The sequence below is a fragment of the Roseovarius sp. THAF27 genome (assembly GCF_009363655.1).
GTDB lineage: Bacteria > Pseudomonadota > Alphaproteobacteria > Rhodobacterales > Rhodobacteraceae > Roseovarius.
In genome coordinates, this window is the sequence record NZ_CP045393.1 from 2,894,333 (window position 1) to 2,909,455 (window position 15,123).

The window sequence follows — 15,123 nt, forward strand, 5'->3', positions numbered from 1 at the left end:
GGGACACTTTTACCCCGCTTCTGTTCCTCCCGTCATCTTGCGAAAGGCCGCCTCCGCTCGCGTCCGCTGGCTTGCTGCCTTCGTGTAGCGGGTGACTTCTTTGCTGGTCTGGTGCCCGGTGATAGCCATGATCTCGAACTCGGTGCAGCCCAGTTCTGCGAGCCGTGCGGCAGCCGCCTTCCGCAGCCCGTGAATCGAGCAATGCGGTAGCCCGGCATCATCGCACCACTTCCGAACCTTGTTACCGAATCCATTGTTCGTAAACGGGCGGCCGTAGTCGGTCCGCAGGAAGGTCAGGTCGCCTGCCGGGCTGGCGTCGATGATCCGTTGTAGTTCCGGAATGATCGGAATTTCGAGTTTCACCGGGTGGCGGTTGCGTCCCTTGTGCTGGGTGAAGACCAGCCACCCCTTCTGGACGTGCTGGCGGCCGAACTGAACCAGATCACTGCGCCGCTGGCCCGTGTAGAGCGCCAGTGCGAGCGCCAGACGGGCCGTGGTGCCAATCGGATGCTTTTCCTCGAATTGCTCTATCTCGGCCAGCGTCCACGAATGGTAGCCTTCCGAATTGGACCGCAGAAGTTCAACGTCCGCCGCCGGGTTGAAGTCGTGGTGATCGTATCGCAAAGCAAAGCGGAAAAGCTGGCGCAGTACCTTGACCAAGCTGTTAGCGGCCTCGGGCGTGGCTATCATCTCGTCTCGCCGGGTTCGGATATGCCGTGGCAGCATCAGTTTGTAGGGCTTGTCGCCATTGCCCTTGTGCTGAGCGAAGCGTTCGAGGATACGGCGGCGCGTCATCTGCGTTTTCGGGTCCAACTCCGCCCACATCGCCGATTTGTAGTATTGAGCGCAGAGCCACTTGAACGATCCGGGCAGAACTCGACCGGGTCTCTCGCTCTTGGGCTTTGTATCCTTCGGCGGGCGTGAAGCCGCCCGGTAGTCCGCCAGAAACTCGGGTGATCCGGCAGGACCGCGCAGGCGCACCTTGTGCCCATTGCGCCGGTAGTAAAGCCGGACATTACCGTGGCGGTCGGTATCCTCCACCACGTATTTCAATCGCATTTTCATGGAATCCTCGGGCATCTATTCATCCCAAGGATTGTGGTCCGAGTCGTCTCCCCCGGGCAAGAGGTCAAAAGAACGGTCCAAAGCACGCACGTCCCACACTCGCCGCCCGTCGATTCTCTTCGGTTTGGGCATCCGCCCATCGGCCACCATCGCATCGAATTTGGACGCCCCGACGCCGATGTATTCTGCCGCCTCCACGCGCGACAGCCCCCGCCGCGTGGGCGGCGGAAGCGGTGCGCTCTTAGCGTGGAGAACGGCCTGAGTCATCGAGTCAGCCGTTCAGGCGCACGTTGACGGCACTGGACGGGTTCCCGGCGGCGGTCACAGCGATACCGATCTGCGGGTTGCTTCCGGTGTCGTCGTCAGCCGTGGCCAGTCCGGCGGTGTCGTCCCAGTAGACCGGGTCGCCCACGGCCAGTTCGTCGGTCGACGGCTTGGGCATCTCGAAGATGCCCGTGGTGGCGAGGGTCAGCTTGTCGCCGATCCCAGCGTCCCCGAAGGCGATGCCGAAGAGGCTGCCGATCAGAACGCCATCGCCGGAACTGGCGGCAGCTGCGGCGGTCACGGTGATCCGGTCGCCGGGTTGAACATAGGTCTTCATCTCAGGTTCCTTTCGATGTTGCGAAGTGGAAGGTGGACGGCGGGCTTTTCGCGAGCGCCGCGATCTCCGAGTCCAGGGCGGCCAGAGCGCGGGCCATCTCGGCGTCGGAGCGGTACTCAACCTCCTCGCCGGTCAGGTCCCGCACCCGCCGAATACCGCCCGCACGCGCCCGCAGGAGGGCGTCACGGGCAGATTGCAGTTCGGCGAGGGTCAGCGCCATTATTCGCCCTCGTTCAGATAAGCACCGCGCCAGTCGAGCCAGCCAGCGCCAAAGTCGAGCCACGCCCGGAACTTCAGCCCCAGCGTGGACCACGCCTCGGCCCGCTGAATCTGCACACCCTGCGCCGAGCTGAGGTAGCCATACTGGAAGGTGGCCAGTCGTGCCGGGTCGGCGAAGATGTACCAGCTGGTGTCCGTGATGCGCGGTTCGATCAGAAGCGACAGCTTGTTCGCGAACACGTTCACGTCGTCGGTCGTGGCCGGATAGATTGCAGCCAAGACCTGTTCAGCGGCGGTTTCGTTCTGCGGCCCGGTCAGCAGGTACTTGGGCTGAACGTTGATAAGCGTCTGCCCGTCGAGCCCGGTGAAGCCCCGCATTGCGAGGCGGGCGGTGGAGATTGCAGCGGCAGCGGATTCCGCCGTGAGGGCAATGCCACTTGCCGCGATGTTGCCCCGGTCCGTGTGGAAGACCGGCGTGCCGTCACTCAGGTTCGGGTTGCCGGTCAGCATCGCCACCAGAATATCGGCCTCGGTCTGAGCGGCTGCCTCGCCGAAGGCGGCGGTCATGTCGCCCAGCATCCCCAGATCGTCGTCGATCAGGAGTTTGCGCGAGACGGTGATGCCCCGGGCGTAGGTGCTGAGTTGCATCGTCTCGCCGTTCTCGGCGCGGCTGGTCGCGGTGATCTCACCGGACTCGTCCAGTTCTTCCAGACGCCCCATCTCGCCAAGGCGGATGCTGGTGGCGGTCTTAAAGTTGCTGAGGCTGCGTTGACGGCCGAGCGACTTCAGCGGCGAGCTGGCGGACTGATAGCTGGACAAAGCGGTTTTGTTCATCGCGTTGCTGACCAGAGTCGGGAAGTCGCTGGTCGTGTGCTCGCCCGCCCGCGTGAAGACCTCATCCGGCGACATTCCACGGGTGGAGACGCCGACGCGGGCGAGCGAGTCCCGGGCCATGTCGAGCATGGACATGGACAGGTAACTACGGACCTCGGGCTTGGGCTCACCACCCGCCATGCGCACGTGCAGCGCCTCGGCCTGCCGGTCCCGGATCACGGCCGGATCGTCGTTCGCCGGAGCGTGGGTGCGGATTACGGGCTGCGACCGGCTGCGGGTATGCATCGCCTCGAAAGCCGCCGAGCGGGCCGCTTCGGCCGTAGCGTCCGCGTCAATCTGACCGTCTGCCCATTCGTGGCCGAGGTTGGCCTGCCGGGCGATGGTGCGGATTTCAGCCCGGCGTTGCGTTTCAGCCTGTTCCGGGGTGAGGGTTTCGATTTCGTCTGTCATGCTCTGACTCCTGACTCTGGCACCAGCATCCGCCGCGATGGGAACGAAGCTGACTTCCTTTACGTTGGGGATGAAGGTTCTGACCCGTTCCCGTGTCCTCTGATCGACGGACTCCGTAACGGGACCTTCGGTGTAGCCGAGACTGGCTTGGGTAATGATGCCAGCCTCGATTTCCGCCATGAGCCAGTCGGCTCGCTGCGAAATCTTCATATCCGCCCAGAGCCCATCGCTATCGACTCCAGCCGCGACGACGCGGCCAAGGACATTATCCAGATCGTCCTGACGATGGGCGTTGAGCACCGGCAAACCGACAAGGGTCTGCGGGTCGGGCAGTTTAAGACGTTCAATGTAGCCCCTGCGGCGCACGTCCGCCCCGGTCGAAACGGTGACACGAACGGTGCGGTTCTCACGGTCGAGCGAAGCCGGGGCGAAGGTCGCCCGGCGGGTCAGCAGGTTTGTGTTATCGAGCGGCAAGACGGGACTCCCATTTCTGAAATTCTGTGGACCAGCGGCCGTGCAGCTTCCCAGTCCTAGGGTCGCGCACATGCGAGGCTTTCGCGGGGCTCGCGGTCAGCTTTGGCCCGCTCTTCCGGTCGCTCACATTCCGCAGGAGGAATCGAAGCTGGGACTCACTCTTGGCCATCGTTCGCCCCCTCGCCGAAGGACAGGCCCAGCTCCGTTTCGCGGGCGCGGTCAGCGGCGATCTCACGGTCCAGATCGTCCGCGTTCCAGCCCAGTTCGTTGATTGCCTGCGACCGGGACATGAGCCCGAGTGACAGAGCCTCTTTGACGGCCGCCATATCCTTGGCGGGATCGACCTGAGCGTGGCGGGGCATGATCCACTCGGCCCGCAGCTCGGGCGACAGGTCCAGCCGTCCAGCGAGCACTTCGGTTGCAATCCAGCGCCGCCAGATCGGACGCAACAGTTGCGGGGCGAGGACGCCATACTGGCATTGCTCCACTCGCGCCCGGAACGGCAGCAAACCCGCCCGAAGGGAACTGTAATTGGCGTTGGTCAGGTCGCCGGAAATCATGTGCTCGGGCAAGCCCAGAGCCGCCGCAAGCGCCAGAAGGTTCATCCGCACAAAGGCCGGAGCGTCTTTCAACTGTTCGGGGCTGTTGAAGCGAATATCAGTCCCGCCCGGCAGCACCCGAACCACGCCCGGTTCCAGCGATATGTCGCTGAGCCCATCGGCGTCCGGGAACGCCGTCGCCGCGCCGCCCATATTGGTGGCATCGGTCACGAAGGCGGCGTGCATGGCTGCAATCTTGGCCGAAACCAGCAGCGCGTCCGTCAACTGGTCCAGCTCGCTCGCCGACAGGACCGCCGGAGCAAGCCAGCTCAGGCCGCGCACCTGCCCGGCGGCGGCGGGCTGCATGACGTGGAGCACGTCGGCGGCGTCCACCCGGACCGGCGGTGCATACTCGGCATAAATCGAAGAGGGTTTCTGGGGAAGGATGTGGTAAGCCACCCGACGGCCTTGTGCGTCGAACTCCACACCCGATACGATCTCCCGGCCGTCGCCCAGCGCGGCCGTTTTCGACTCGTCCAGCAGTTCCGGCGGGATCAGTTGCAGGCGCAGCCCGTCGGCTTCGTCCCGCATCAGGATCAAGGCTTCACCGTCCACGACAAGGTGGCGCGACACATCCCGCTGAAGGCCCCAGAAGTCGGTCCGCCCAGCGTGGTCGGCGGCGTCGGCCCAAGTCTCGAATGACCCGGCGGCCAGTTCACGGGTCCCGGCATCGGTCGCCCGGACGGCGGGGCGGATGCCCGTCCCGACCAGCGATGCGCACCAGTTCTGCACGCCATTGGCGATGAACGGGTTGTTGGTGGCCAGATACCGCGCCCGGGCTCGGGTGATCGGCGCTGCCGCTCCAATTTCGGGGTTGATGGGGCCAAACTGACCCATCCCACTTCCCCGGCGGCTCCCCGTTGCCGCATCAACAGAGCGCCGCCCCACCGGAGCGGCGGAGCGGTCGAAGATGCGCCGAAAGGCGTCGGGCAGGAACGGAAAGGCCATACTCAGTTCATGGCCTCGCGGCGTTCTTGGCCGCGCGGATGCCAGCGGTCGAGCGCGTCAGTCAAATCAACCGCGTAGCACCCGCACGGGATCCAACTGGGTTTACCACCGTGCCGCAGGTTCGTCGCTTGGCGGCGGGTGACATGGTGGATACGGCCCTCGAACTGGACCCGGTCCCGCTTCGCGTGGCGGAAACTCCACAACTCGAAAACCCAACCCCGCACGTCAATTTCATATTCGGCGATCACATGCGCAGCCGGGTTGCTCTTGGCACCCCCGGGCTTGCCGCCCGACCAGTGGCGGAGGGTGAGACCTGCGGCGACGTAGGGGTCCGCCTTGGCGTCGTCGGCCCCGCGCATCCCGAAGTCGCGCATCCGCAGCATCACGTCAGCGATCAACATGTTTTCGGGGGCCAGCAGGAAGGCTTTCTTGCCGCGCTCTTCCCGGGCGCTCGGGTGCAGGTGTCCGGCGGTCAGCAGGCCCCGCACCTGATCGTAAACTACCTGCCGATCCTGACCGGGGAAGATCAGCGTATCGGTGATCTGGGCGCAGTCTATCAGCCCCTGCGGGCGGTGCTGCACGGTAGGCGGGATGAGGGGCATTGCGTTCATGTCGGTGTCCTTTCCGTCAGAAGAATAGATGCCGTTTTACCCCGATTCTACCTCGGTGGACAGTAAAAAAATTCTTTGACTACCGTAGGTTGCCTAGGCTACTCACGGTTGCTTAAGCGCAGAATCTTCTTGCCAAGGCGGGGTCACTGAAGCTATTCCAGCGTCGTCGGCGATTACAGCCCGCCGACTCCTGTGCTGAGGGAGGGGGTCAGTTTTCACCAATGCACTGGCCCCCTTTCTTTTCGGAAAGGTAACGAAAATGCATGATTACATGGCAGACGTTCAGAAGGCCCGCCGCCTTGCGGTAATAATGTTCAGGACGTCGGCGGAAGAGGGTCTGAGGGTCGGTGAAGCGATCATCATGACCCGCCGCTATCTGGAACACATGGGCTACCCGGCCCCCGACGATCCGCTGGCCTTCGCCACGGACGGGCGCGTCACGATGCAGGATGCTCCGCTGGGGTCGCAGTTCTACTGCAAGCCGAACGGCGAGGTTTTATAGGGTCTACAGATTGACGGAAACCCAGACGCCCCCTATCCCTTAACATTTGTAGGAGGTAACATGGATATTTCCGAAGCTACGATTAGCACCCTAAATTCGGCCCTAAAATGAAGTGCCACCAGTGTGACCGCCCCGCTCTTTTTCGTGTCGCAGATGAAGGCGTGCCCCTATGCTTGGACTGCTATGCCCAGTGGTCCCACATCAATAATATGAGCTTCCTGCAAAACGCTGCGATGATGAACAATGCGCTGGACCACATGGACATGGTAACAGGCATCCCGAGTAGTGGCGGCAGGCTACCTGTTCAAGCATTAGCGAAGGCCATGCAAAGGAGTCACACATTGAATAACTTCAATATTTCTCAGTCTCAGATTGGAGTCCTAAACACTGGATCGATAGAGAGGATCGACGCAGCCATCACGCTTTCAAAGGGTTCTGATAGCCAACTTGTCGGTGATCAATTGAAGACTCTGACGGACGCGGTTGTCCAATCTGAAGAATTGAGCGACGACCAGAAGAACGAAGTTCTCGAATTGACGGAGAGTCTCGCTGAGGAAATCGTTGGCAAGAGGAAGCCTGCCACGATCAAAGCTGTAATGAAGGCGATCACTGAAAAGGTCTCGAGCACGACATCTTTAGTCGGAGCGGCGGATAAACTCTGGGATGCTATTCGAGACCTTTTTACGGGGCTTTAAGGCTATCCTTCCAACCACTTGCTTTTCACTACCGTAGCGCGCTTCTCCGCTCCCGTCACGCTCGCCAGATCGGCTTCGCGGCGATCCACGGCAACGCCCACCAGTGCCCGGGCGGCCATCGCATAGACGACGCAATCCAGCGCCTCGGCCCGGCGGCCGACGATACGCTCGAAACGGGCGGTGGGCTGACCCCGGGAATAGCGCACCACGCGGCGTTCGCTGGTCAGTTGCGTGAACCAGTCATCGGACAGTGTGTCGCCGAAGCGCCAGCCCGAGCGGGCTTGCAGGGCGTTCAAGAGCCGTTGCTTGGCCACGTCCACGCCCACCAGCTGCAACGGGACGCCCCGGGTCTTGGACCGCTCCACCAGCGGCCGCTTGAAGCCTGCGACACCCTTCAGCGGGAAGATGCGGCGGCCGATCCGGGACCGGGTGAAGCCATAGACCTGATCCGTCATTCCGCCGTCGCCGCTGTCCACCAGCACCGCGTCATAGCGGAGCACACCGCCCGCCGGGTGCCGGAAGTCGCGGCGCAGAAGGTCGTCCAGTTCCGCCCAGGTATCGGTCAGGTTAGGGTCGCCCCAGACGATCTCATGGGCCAGCACCAGCGCCACGTCATCGGCGGTCCAGCCCAACGTCGTCAATTCGATCCGGTCTTTCTGCACGTCCGCGCCGCCGGTCAGGTAGAGAGTTTCGGGCGGCAGACGGTCAAGACCAATGGGTTCGCGCATGGATGCCAACTCGGCGTCGTCCAGATCGTCGCCCTCGCCGCGCCACGGCTCGCCCAGCACCGTGTTGAGCCACGGCTTCAACGTGGTTGGGCTGCGCTTCGCCTGAAGGAACTCGGCGGCCAGACGCGGCCACGAGGCGTTCGGGAGCGTGCTGGTCAGGCTGGTCAGCTTGTAGCCCCGGTGCCCCTCCACATGCGGCGCTGTGGCCCGCCAGCGGCCCTCCGCGACCATCAGAGGTTTCTGCCGGTCTTCCACGACACTGCCGCACTCGGGGCAGACCCAGTGGGCCGTCTCGGGCTTACCGTCATCCCAGTGAATGTCAGCCCAAACGATCTCTTGGAACTCTTCGCAGCCGGGGCACGGGACCTCGAAGACCCGCTTGTCGGATTGCTCATAGGCCCGCAGGATGCGGCTGGTCTCGGCGTCAACCGGCGTGCTGGCCAAGACGATCTTCCGGTTGCCGAAGGTCATGGTACGACGCATTGCCAGTTCCACCGGGTCGCCTTCCACGCCCGCGCTCAGTTCATAGGCGTCAATTTCATCGGCGAAGAGGATGCGGGCCGTCCGGGCCCGCAGGTTACGCGGCGCACGGGCGCTTACGACAGTCAGCGAGCCGCCTGCGAAGTTGCGGTTCAGCATCGTGTCGCGGCCACCTGCGTCGGTCGTCAGCGCAGCCCTGAGCGCCGGAGACTCGCCAAAAGTCGGTTCGATGACAGACACCACCAGATGCCGAGCGTCGGCCTCAGCCGGGACCACACACAGGACTGGGCTGGGGTCGTTCTGGACGAAGTGGCCGAGCGCCCCGACCATCAACTGTGTCGCGCCCACGCGGGCGCTCTTCAGGATCGTCACACGCTCCACGGTATCGTCGCCGATGGAATTGCCGATCTCAATTTGCGGCTTCCAGAGACGCATCCGACCGGGCTGAGCGGCAAGGCTGGACGGTAGGAAAACGTGGGACTCGATCCACTCGCTCAGGGCCAGCTTGGCGGGCGGTCGGAAGGCCGAAAATGCTTGCTTGCGCATTTCATTTAGGTTCGTAGCATCGGTCATGTTTACAATCTCAGCAGGTACACATTGAAGCATTTCATCTTGTTATTGGCAGTTTTGGGCGTTTTCTTATGGATAAAGGAAAGCCTATTCGGTTTGCGCGAGCCTGAATGGAACGTAAGGTTAAGTGAGGATTCCGCCTTTAACTTAGCTGCCGTAATTCTTGCACGTGGCGACGTTCGGGAATGCGGGTCATTGGAAGTCACTGGGCAGATACCAAGAACCTTTTCGATTCTTGTATTGTGTAATGGAAGCAAATCGCATGAGATTCGTTACAAACCTTCATTCAAAGTGGATAATCAGCACATCGAGTTTTCATGGCTGGAGAGAGCATATTGTATCCAGAACCCGGACGGCGGATGGGAGAGCGCACATATTGAATTTGATGAAGCAGTCGAAACAGCCCTTGCACTGAGCCGCAAGAACGACCTCTCATACAAAATCTTTGCTGCGCACAATTACGACGTTGCGGGCACCATATTGTCTGATGAAGGAGAATGGGGCTCAAAACGCTATATCGGCACTGCACCAAATGAGATGCGGCGCGGATGCGAGTTAACTGATCTGACAGACGAATGGGAGGAATTTGCAGGTTTCGACTAGTCATCGGCAATCGCCTCCATCGCGGCCCTGATCTCGACGTCGAGCGCCGTGGTCTCTTTACGGTCTAGCCCCAAGCGGTTTGCCACCCGGGACGGCACGGCAAGCACGGCGGCCCGCAGATCGGTGACAATTGCGCGCCACTCATTCGCCACCAGCCGGGAGTCCAACAGCTCGCCACGGGCGGCAGCGTTCTGAAGCGCGATCTTGTCGGCCTGTTCCCGGGCCAGCCTGATCTTCTCTTCGGCCAGTTCCTTGTCGGCGGCCTTGCCCTTGGCGAGCTGCCGGGCGTGGTCACAATAGGCGGCCACGGATGCCCGGAGCGGATAGGTCTTCTCGGGCGTCCGGGGCAGCACGCCATCGCGGCCGAGCGCGTGGACCCGGTTCGCGGTCAGCCCCAGCCACTCTCCCAACTTGGCAGCGGTCACGGGCTCCGGGGCTGCAAAAGCGTCGGCCCACTCGTCGCCGATCAACTCGGCGATATTGTCACGGGTGTCAGTGCTCACGGGAATATCCCCCACAGGAGGGATAGCCCCCACAGGGGGAACGCGTCCCCAGAGAGTTTTCCCAAATCAGAATTTTCACCACGGGGTGAAATGTCGGGGCTCCACGCTACCCGCGAGCGAAAAGCTCGGATAGTACCTTTTGCCATCCCCCACATGGGGGCATCCCCGTGAACGGTCCACCACAGGGGACGCTCCCGCGCCCCTATCCCCGGTAACGTAGGCGGGGCGGCGGCGGGGGCACCCGCCAGCCCCCCTACGTAGTAGGGGGAGTGTGTTAGCGCACCAGTTAGCGCAGGTGAGCGCGCAGTTAGCGCAGGGGTTAGCGCACAGTTAGCGCAGCCCCCACAGGTTAGCGCAGGGTTAGCGCAGACCCCGTGGGGGATTCCTCTGGGGAGAATCCCCCCTGACATCCCCCCGTGGTGAGCCCCCGTGGTGCGCTCAGAGTCACAACAGGTCATCGTTGCCCCCCGTGGTGAACTGGCCCGGCCCCCGGGCGAGGCGCTGCGCCTCGTGACGGGAGCCGTTCTTGTAGGTCTCGATCACCAGCACGTCCGACGCCAGCAGCGCGTTCATCGCGTCCCGCAGCCGGTCGTTGCTCAGGTTCGCGGCCCGCGCCTCTTCCTCTTCGGCGACGCGGGCCGGGGCGTAGGTGGGGCTGATCTTGTGCGACAGGTAACGACCTTGTGCGAAGAGCCGATCAAAGACGGCGAGGAAGACAGCCCGGTCCTTGTAGCTGTCGGCCACCGACTCCTTGACCGGCTGGAACGCGCCCTGTTCCCAGCGCAAGGTGATCTCCTGCCCACTCTTGCCGTAGTTAGACTTCATGCCCTTCAGCACCCGCAGGTCCGCATCACTGTCGTCAGAAGCGAGATAGGAACGGGAGCGGACGCTGTTGGACCACGCCACGCTGAAGCCGTCGCCGCTGCCATCGGCCATGCCCGTGCGGCTCGGGTGGGCCAGCAGCAGGACGGTGCAGCCGCACCGCTGGGCGATGCCGATCAGGAGAGAGACAAAGGCCCGCGCCTGCTCTTGGCTGTTCGGGTCCAGAGCGTGGAGGTTCGCCAGCGTGTCGAGCACCAGCAGCGACGGCCGGACCTTGACGGCTTCGGCTTCGATCCGCTTCACCAGATCGGTGGGTTGCACCTTGCCCGTGGTCCTGTCCAACGTCGCGAAGATCGTGTCTTCGGCCACGGCCGCCCGCAACCTGATCCGGCCCGGCCCGGGCTTCACGCCCTCCGCGTGGCAGACGTCGGCGAAGCGGCGGTGCATCTCGTCCTGATCGTCTTCCGCGCCGTAGTAGAGCACCGGCCCCGGCTTCAGCACGTCCATGCCGATCCACGGCAGCCCGCAGGCTGTAGCGACGGCCAGTTGAATCGCCAAGAGGCTCTTGCCGGTGCCGCCCGGCCCGCCGAGCATGTGGACCGTCTTCGCCGGAATCCAGTCGTCAACGTGCCACTCGCGCGGCGGGGCGGCGGTGCTCAGCAGGTCTGCAACATCGGTGAAGTATGGGATGATCCTGCCGCCGATCAGCGCCCGCTGCGCATCGCCCAGCTTCAGGCTGTCTGCCAGTCGATCCATCCGGTCCTTGACCGACTCGCGCTCTATCTCGGCCATCTGGTCGGTGGTCCAAGCGTCTTCCAGCAGGGCCACGGCCTCGGCCTGCCGCAATTCGGCAACGTCGGGATGGGACCAGTCCCGGCGCTCGGCTTCAGCGATGAAGCGCCAGCCGGTTGCCCCATCGGACCGCTTGAAGGACGCCCAGACCCGGTCGGTCTCAGTCGGGTCATAAGTCTTGTGCTGGGCGGACCATTCGTGGGCCAGTTCGAGTCCATTCGAACCGCCGCCACTCTCCGCATGGATAGCGGCGAGCCGGGCCACCCACGATTCCCGGTCATTGATGTCGTTCGGGACCGCCCGCACGGCTTCCACGAAGACGGGCCACGGCAGACCAGTGGGCCGCGCCTCGCCCGGCTCAGTCGCCTTGCGACGGATCGGCAGAGCCTCGGGCCACGGCGGCAACTTGCCCGTCAGGCTGCCCTTCAGCAGCTTGTAGACGCCGTTGCCGTTGACCGCGCCGGGTGCGACCACAAAGCCGCCTTCACCGCGCACGTCCAGCCCCGGCGGCAGTCCTGCGGGGCTGTTGGTAATGCCCTCGGACCAGCGGAAGTACAGATGCGCCCCGTCGTTCGCCGTGGCCCCCTGCGTGTCGGATAGCGCATCCACGTCGAGCCCGAGCGCCGCCAGTTCGGCGAAGCCGTCCTTGCCGTTCTTCCGGTCCACGTCCAGCACCGCGACGCCGTTCCGCTTGCCGGTCGGCAGGGCGGGCATGGCATCGGGCCATTTGCTCCACCACGCTTCGATCTGGTCCGGGTCCGCCGTGGCCTTATCCTGCCAGCCCTTCACCAGCGGCCGCTTGTTGGGGCCGACCGGGAAGACGGTAATGCCGTCCGCCGCCAGAGCGAGCGCGGCGCTCAGATTGTCTTGTGTCGTCGTATCATCTGGGGTATCCATATACCGCATCCTTCTTCCAAACATCCGATGCAATTCCGAGCCCCTCGCTGTTGGTCCAGCGGGGGGTTCATCATTTCTGGGCGTGTCGTTCCGCCCGGTTTTCGGTGGGACAAAAAATCCAAAAAACCTAATGAAACAGTGGGAGATTCAAGTGTCCCACTTTTCATCAAGCCTCTGATCTAAATGGGAAAGTGGAGCCCCCTACGGGCTGCCACTTTCTCGGAAGCACGGTCACAGCTTCGACAGCCCACGTCATATTCGAAACCATTCTTCTACAGAATTGATGCCTAACTTGCTGGCATCGAGAGCGGTTTGCACTGAATTTCCATTCTGAACTGCTAGATTCACTCCACACGAGAAGAGCATGAAAGCACTCGTGTATTCGATGATTTTACCCCTCGATCTGTTCTGGCGATGGGCGCACAGCCGCGTGGTTTCCAACAAGTATTCTTGCATCGCCACGCGGATTCCGAGGCTCCGTTGCGATTGCGCTTCGCCATCTCTGCCGCAATCATCCTGAACGCCGCTGTCTGGCCCGGAACACTCCGCACGTATCAGTCGCGTCGGCTAAATGTTCGCCGAAAGCAAGCTCACACATCTTTCACCCCAACTTTTCCCGGCCTGCTTTCAGCTTCCCGGCGATGGATGCAATATGCTCGTGCGATAAAGGCTTGTTCACATAGGAGTCGATGGCATTGCATGCTTTGGCTCGCGCGACATCCCTGGCGTCCAGCGAGGACGTCAGCATAACCACGAGCTTTCTGCAGAAATCAGTGCCGAACCGCGTGACAGCCTCTTCGAGAAATTCAAAACCGTTCATCTTCGGCATGTTGATGTCGAGGAAGATGACATCCACGCAGGGCCGGTCCGAGCGCGACAGGAATGCCAGCGCGTCCACCGCCATCGGATAGCAGATCAGGGTTTTCACAAGTCCGCTGCGCTGCATGAGCCGTTTGCACGCAATGTGAAAGAACGTGTCATCGTCGACCAGCAGCACCGTTTCGATAGCTTCCGGATGCGTCTGCTCAAAGTTAATCATCTTTGAAAACCTTCAGTGAGACTAGGAAAACAGAGCCGCCGCTTGAGTTCTCGAGAACCTCGATTTCACCGTCCAGCCTGTTGACGATCCTGCGGCACATGGTCAGGCCAAGCCCGCTGCCTTGAATTTCGTCGTGCCGGTGCAGGCGGCTGAACAGATCGAAAATGCGGTCGCGATATTCGGGGGCAATGCCTATGCCGTTGTCTCTGACCTCGATCCTGACATGACCTTGCGCGCCCTTCCGGCCGGGTTGCACGAGAATTTCGGGCGCGCGCTCGGGATGGCGGTACTTGATCGCGTTGCCGATCAGGTTCTGAAAGAGGATGCGCATCATCACCGCGTCGCCGAATACGACCGGCAGTTTGCCATGACGAACCGTGGCGCCGGTCTCTTTTATCTCGGCCCGCGAATCCGAGATCACCTCTTCCAGGATGATGTTCAGGTCGCAGCGCGACATCGACATGTCCGATCCGATCAACTGCGTGTAGCGCAGAACGTCCCCGATCAAGACAGACACGCGTTGCAGCGTTTCCTGGCCCATGCGGATCAGTTCCGCCAAGTCGTAGTCCAAGCCGCCCTCTTGGCACTGCGCCATCTCCGAAAGCAGCATCGATACGGTCTGTATTGGCGACTTGAGGTCGTGAGACACCGCATAGGCGAACGACTTCAACTCGGCATTGGACGCGTTCAGTACTTTGTTGGCGCGCTGCAAAGACCGGCGATGCGCACGTTCGCGCCGCGCTTCGATATCGGCTTTCTCAAGTTCTGCGTTGAGAAGGTCGAAAGGTGCCCTCAATACGTCTTGGCCCTGAGACAACAGAACAAAATGCTCTGGCGCGCGGCTTCCCGTGCGAATGGCGCTTACCCTAAAACGAACGTCCTGCGGCCCGTTTGGCCCAGCGTTGCGCAAGGGAAAAACAAGGTCACTGCCGGATGCAGCCAAGAGAATCTCTCTGGTGGCGGCCTCCCGCGACACGGCAAATACGTCAGGCAAGTACCATGCGTCACGTTCGTTCGCGTGCTTCATAGTGTCCCGCAGCAGTTGTTCCGCTTTTCGGTTGGCTGCACACACGCGAGCTTTGCGGTCGACAACCAGCGCATGGTTGGCCAGCGCATGAAAAGCGCTGCAACTCAGATCGGTCTGTTGAAACCCCTTATCCAAAGTACTCGCGGCCGACTTTGCCCTCGGACAGATGCACGATAATCCGGCAGCGCGGATCGCCGCGGGCGATGGTCTCGGCCTTTTCCACCCGGGCATATCCAAGATTGTCCGCCGTGATCCGGCCAAACACGCTGGATGTCATCATGCAAAGCGACTGGCGCCCCTTCACATAGGAGCCGAACGGACAGGCGTCGCTGACCAACACGATCCGGTCGTCTGCAATCGACTCGATTTCAAACCCGCCCTCGATCCGCTTTTTCAGGTCGACGAGCGCTGCCGCAACCTGCTTTGCAGTGAGCCTTTCGACTTCGAGAAGATCGCGATACTCGGCATCCATCATTTCACCGATTCGGGTCCCGACCCGCGCGATGAAGCCTTTTGCGTCCTCAATGCCGATCCGGTTTTCCAGCACGAAGGCGAGTTCTCTGAGAAGCTCGCGCAGGAACTGATCCCGGTTTCTTGAGATCTTTCCTTCGGGGTCCGCGAATGTTGGGTCCGGCATGCGTTCTACTCCTTCCGCGAAGGGTGT

The 15,123-nt window shown here is 62.2% G+C and carries 15 protein-coding genes; 3 read left to right on the top strand and 12 right to left on the bottom strand.

The genetic code is table 11. From position 1 onward, the window contains the following. Window positions 1–9: 9 nt before the first annotated feature. The 6 genes from FIU89_RS14535 to FIU89_RS14565 all read right to left on the bottom strand — a co-directional run bounded on the left by FIU89_RS14535 (window position 10) and on the right by FIU89_RS14565 (window position 5,801). Window positions 10–1,080 carry a site-specific integrase gene (locus tag FIU89_RS14535; protein ID WP_254701688.1) on the bottom strand — a complete coding sequence of 357 codons (1,071 nt, stop codon included), beginning with the start codon at window positions 1,078–1,080 and terminating at the stop codon, window positions 10–12. Window positions 1,081–1,336: 256 nt separating this feature from the next. Further along, window positions 1,337–1,666 (bottom strand): DUF2190 family protein, encoded by a 330-nt coding sequence (locus FIU89_RS14545; protein ID WP_152493263.1) that lies wholly within the window; start codon window positions 1,664–1,666, stop codon window positions 1,337–1,339. A 1-nt stretch (window position 1,667) separates the two neighbouring features. Then, on the bottom strand, window positions 1,668–1,886 hold the full coding sequence (locus FIU89_RS14550; protein WP_152493264.1) for a phage head-tail joining protein: 219 nt from the start codon (window positions 1,884–1,886) through the stop codon (window positions 1,668–1,670). Next, a complete protein-coding gene (locus tag FIU89_RS14555) occupies window positions 1,886–3,643 on the bottom strand; it encodes a prohead protease/major capsid protein fusion protein (protein ID WP_216647022.1) in 1,758 nt (585 codons plus the stop codon). The genes FIU89_RS14550 and FIU89_RS14555 overlap by 1 nt, the downstream gene beginning before the upstream one ends. A gap of 155 nt (window positions 3,644–3,798) precedes the next feature. Further along, a complete protein-coding gene (locus FIU89_RS14560; protein WP_254701689.1) occupies window positions 3,799–5,079 on the bottom strand; it encodes a phage portal protein in 1,281 nt (426 codons plus the stop codon). A 113-nt stretch (window positions 5,080–5,192) separates the two neighbouring features. Next, complete coding sequence (locus tag FIU89_RS14565; protein WP_152493267.1) at window positions 5,193–5,801, bottom strand: hypothetical protein; 609 nt, start codon at window positions 5,799–5,801, stop codon at window positions 5,193–5,195. A 271-nt stretch (window positions 5,802–6,072) separates the two neighbouring features. On the opposite strand from FIU89_RS14565, the gene FIU89_RS14570 reads away from it, so the two are divergent. Together FIU89_RS14570 and FIU89_RS14575 are read left to right on the top strand one after the other, a co-directional pair. Continuing rightward, entirely contained in the window at window positions 6,073–6,303 is a 231-nt protein-coding gene (locus FIU89_RS14570) for a hypothetical protein (RefSeq protein WP_152493268.1), read from the top strand. Window positions 6,304–6,512: 209 nt separating this feature from the next. Continuing rightward, window positions 6,513–6,998: a hypothetical protein gene (locus tag FIU89_RS14575; protein WP_152493269.1), complete on the top strand. Its 486-nt coding sequence runs from the start codon at window positions 6,513–6,515 to the stop codon at window positions 6,996–6,998. A 2-nt stretch (window positions 6,999–7,000) separates the two neighbouring features. Here the strand turns inward: FIU89_RS14575 and FIU89_RS14580 are convergent, their stop codons facing one another. Next, window positions 7,001–8,752, bottom strand: coding sequence for a phage terminase large subunit family protein (locus tag FIU89_RS14580; protein ID WP_254701690.1), 1,752 nt, complete (start codon window positions 8,750–8,752; stop codon window positions 7,001–7,003). A 51-nt stretch (window positions 8,753–8,803) separates the two neighbouring features. On the opposite strand from FIU89_RS14580, the gene FIU89_RS14585 reads away from it, so the two are divergent. Continuing rightward, window positions 8,804–9,379, top strand: a complete 576-nt coding sequence (locus FIU89_RS14585; RefSeq protein ID WP_152493271.1) for a hypothetical protein — start codon at window positions 8,804–8,806, stop codon at window positions 9,377–9,379. Here FIU89_RS14585 and FIU89_RS14590 read toward each other — a convergent pair. The 5 genes from FIU89_RS14590 to FIU89_RS14610 form a co-directional block, all read right to left on the bottom strand. Further along, window positions 9,376–9,882, bottom strand: a complete 507-nt coding sequence (locus FIU89_RS14590) for a hypothetical protein (RefSeq protein WP_152493272.1) — start codon at window positions 9,880–9,882, stop codon at window positions 9,376–9,378. The genes FIU89_RS14585 and FIU89_RS14590 overlap by 4 nt on opposite strands. 444 nt (window positions 9,883–10,326) lie before the next feature. Further along, the gene (locus FIU89_RS14595) at window positions 10,327–12,393 is read right to left on the bottom strand and encodes an AAA family ATPase (RefSeq protein ID WP_172978119.1); all 2,067 of its coding nucleotides are present in this window, start codon (window positions 12,391–12,393) and stop codon (window positions 10,327–10,329) included. 601 nt (window positions 12,394–12,994) lie between these two features. After that, window positions 12,995–13,432, bottom strand: coding sequence for a response regulator (locus FIU89_RS14600; protein ID WP_152493274.1), 438 nt, complete (start codon window positions 13,430–13,432; stop codon window positions 12,995–12,997). Beyond that, window positions 13,425–14,594 carry an ATP-binding protein gene (locus FIU89_RS14605; RefSeq protein WP_172978120.1) on the bottom strand — a complete coding sequence of 390 codons (1,170 nt, stop codon included), beginning with the start codon at window positions 14,592–14,594 and terminating at the stop codon, window positions 13,425–13,427. The genes FIU89_RS14600 and FIU89_RS14605 overlap by 8 nt, the downstream gene beginning before the upstream one ends. Beyond that, window positions 14,587–15,096 (bottom strand): methanogen output domain 1-containing protein, encoded by a 510-nt coding sequence (locus FIU89_RS14610; protein ID WP_152493276.1) that lies wholly within the window; start codon window positions 15,094–15,096, stop codon window positions 14,587–14,589. The genes FIU89_RS14605 and FIU89_RS14610 overlap by 8 nt, the downstream gene beginning before the upstream one ends. Window positions 15,097–15,123: the final 27 nt, after the last annotated feature.

Excerpts from the sequence above, each read along its gene's own strand:
- FIU89_RS14535 (WP_254701688.1), bottom strand. The coding sequence starts at position 1,080 with ATGCCCGAGGATTCCATGAAAATGCGATTGAAATACGTGGTGGAGGAT.
- FIU89_RS14545 (WP_152493263.1), bottom strand. The coding sequence starts at position 1,666 with ATGAAGACCTATGTTCAACCCGGCGACCGGATCACCGTGACCGCCGCA.
- FIU89_RS14550 (WP_152493264.1), bottom strand. The coding sequence starts at position 1,886 with ATGGCGCTGACCCTCGCCGAACTGCAATCTGCCCGTGACGCCCTCCTG.
- FIU89_RS14560 (WP_254701689.1), bottom strand. The coding sequence starts at position 5,079 with ATGGGTCAGTTTGGCCCCATCAACCCCGAAATTGGAGCGGCAGCGCCG.
- FIU89_RS14565 (WP_152493267.1), bottom strand. The coding sequence starts at position 5,801 with ATGAACGCAATGCCCCTCATCCCGCCTACCGTGCAGCACCGCCCGCAG.
- FIU89_RS14570 (WP_152493268.1), top strand. The coding sequence starts at position 6,073 with ATGGCAGACGTTCAGAAGGCCCGCCGCCTTGCGGTAATAATGTTCAGG.
- FIU89_RS14575 (WP_152493269.1), top strand. The coding sequence starts at position 6,513 with ATGAGCTTCCTGCAAAACGCTGCGATGATGAACAATGCGCTGGACCAC.
- FIU89_RS14580 (WP_254701690.1), bottom strand. The coding sequence starts at position 8,752 with ATGCGCAAGCAAGCATTTTCGGCCTTCCGACCGCCCGCCAAGCTGGCC.
- FIU89_RS14595 (WP_172978119.1), bottom strand. The coding sequence starts at position 12,393 with ATGGATACCCCAGATGATACGACGACACAAGACAATCTGAGCGCCGCG.
- FIU89_RS14600 (WP_152493274.1), bottom strand. The coding sequence starts at position 13,432 with ATGATTAACTTTGAGCAGACGCATCCGGAAGCTATCGAAACGGTGCTG.
- FIU89_RS14610 (WP_152493276.1), bottom strand. The coding sequence starts at position 15,096 with ATGCCGGACCCAACATTCGCGGACCCCGAAGGAAAGATCTCAAGAAAC.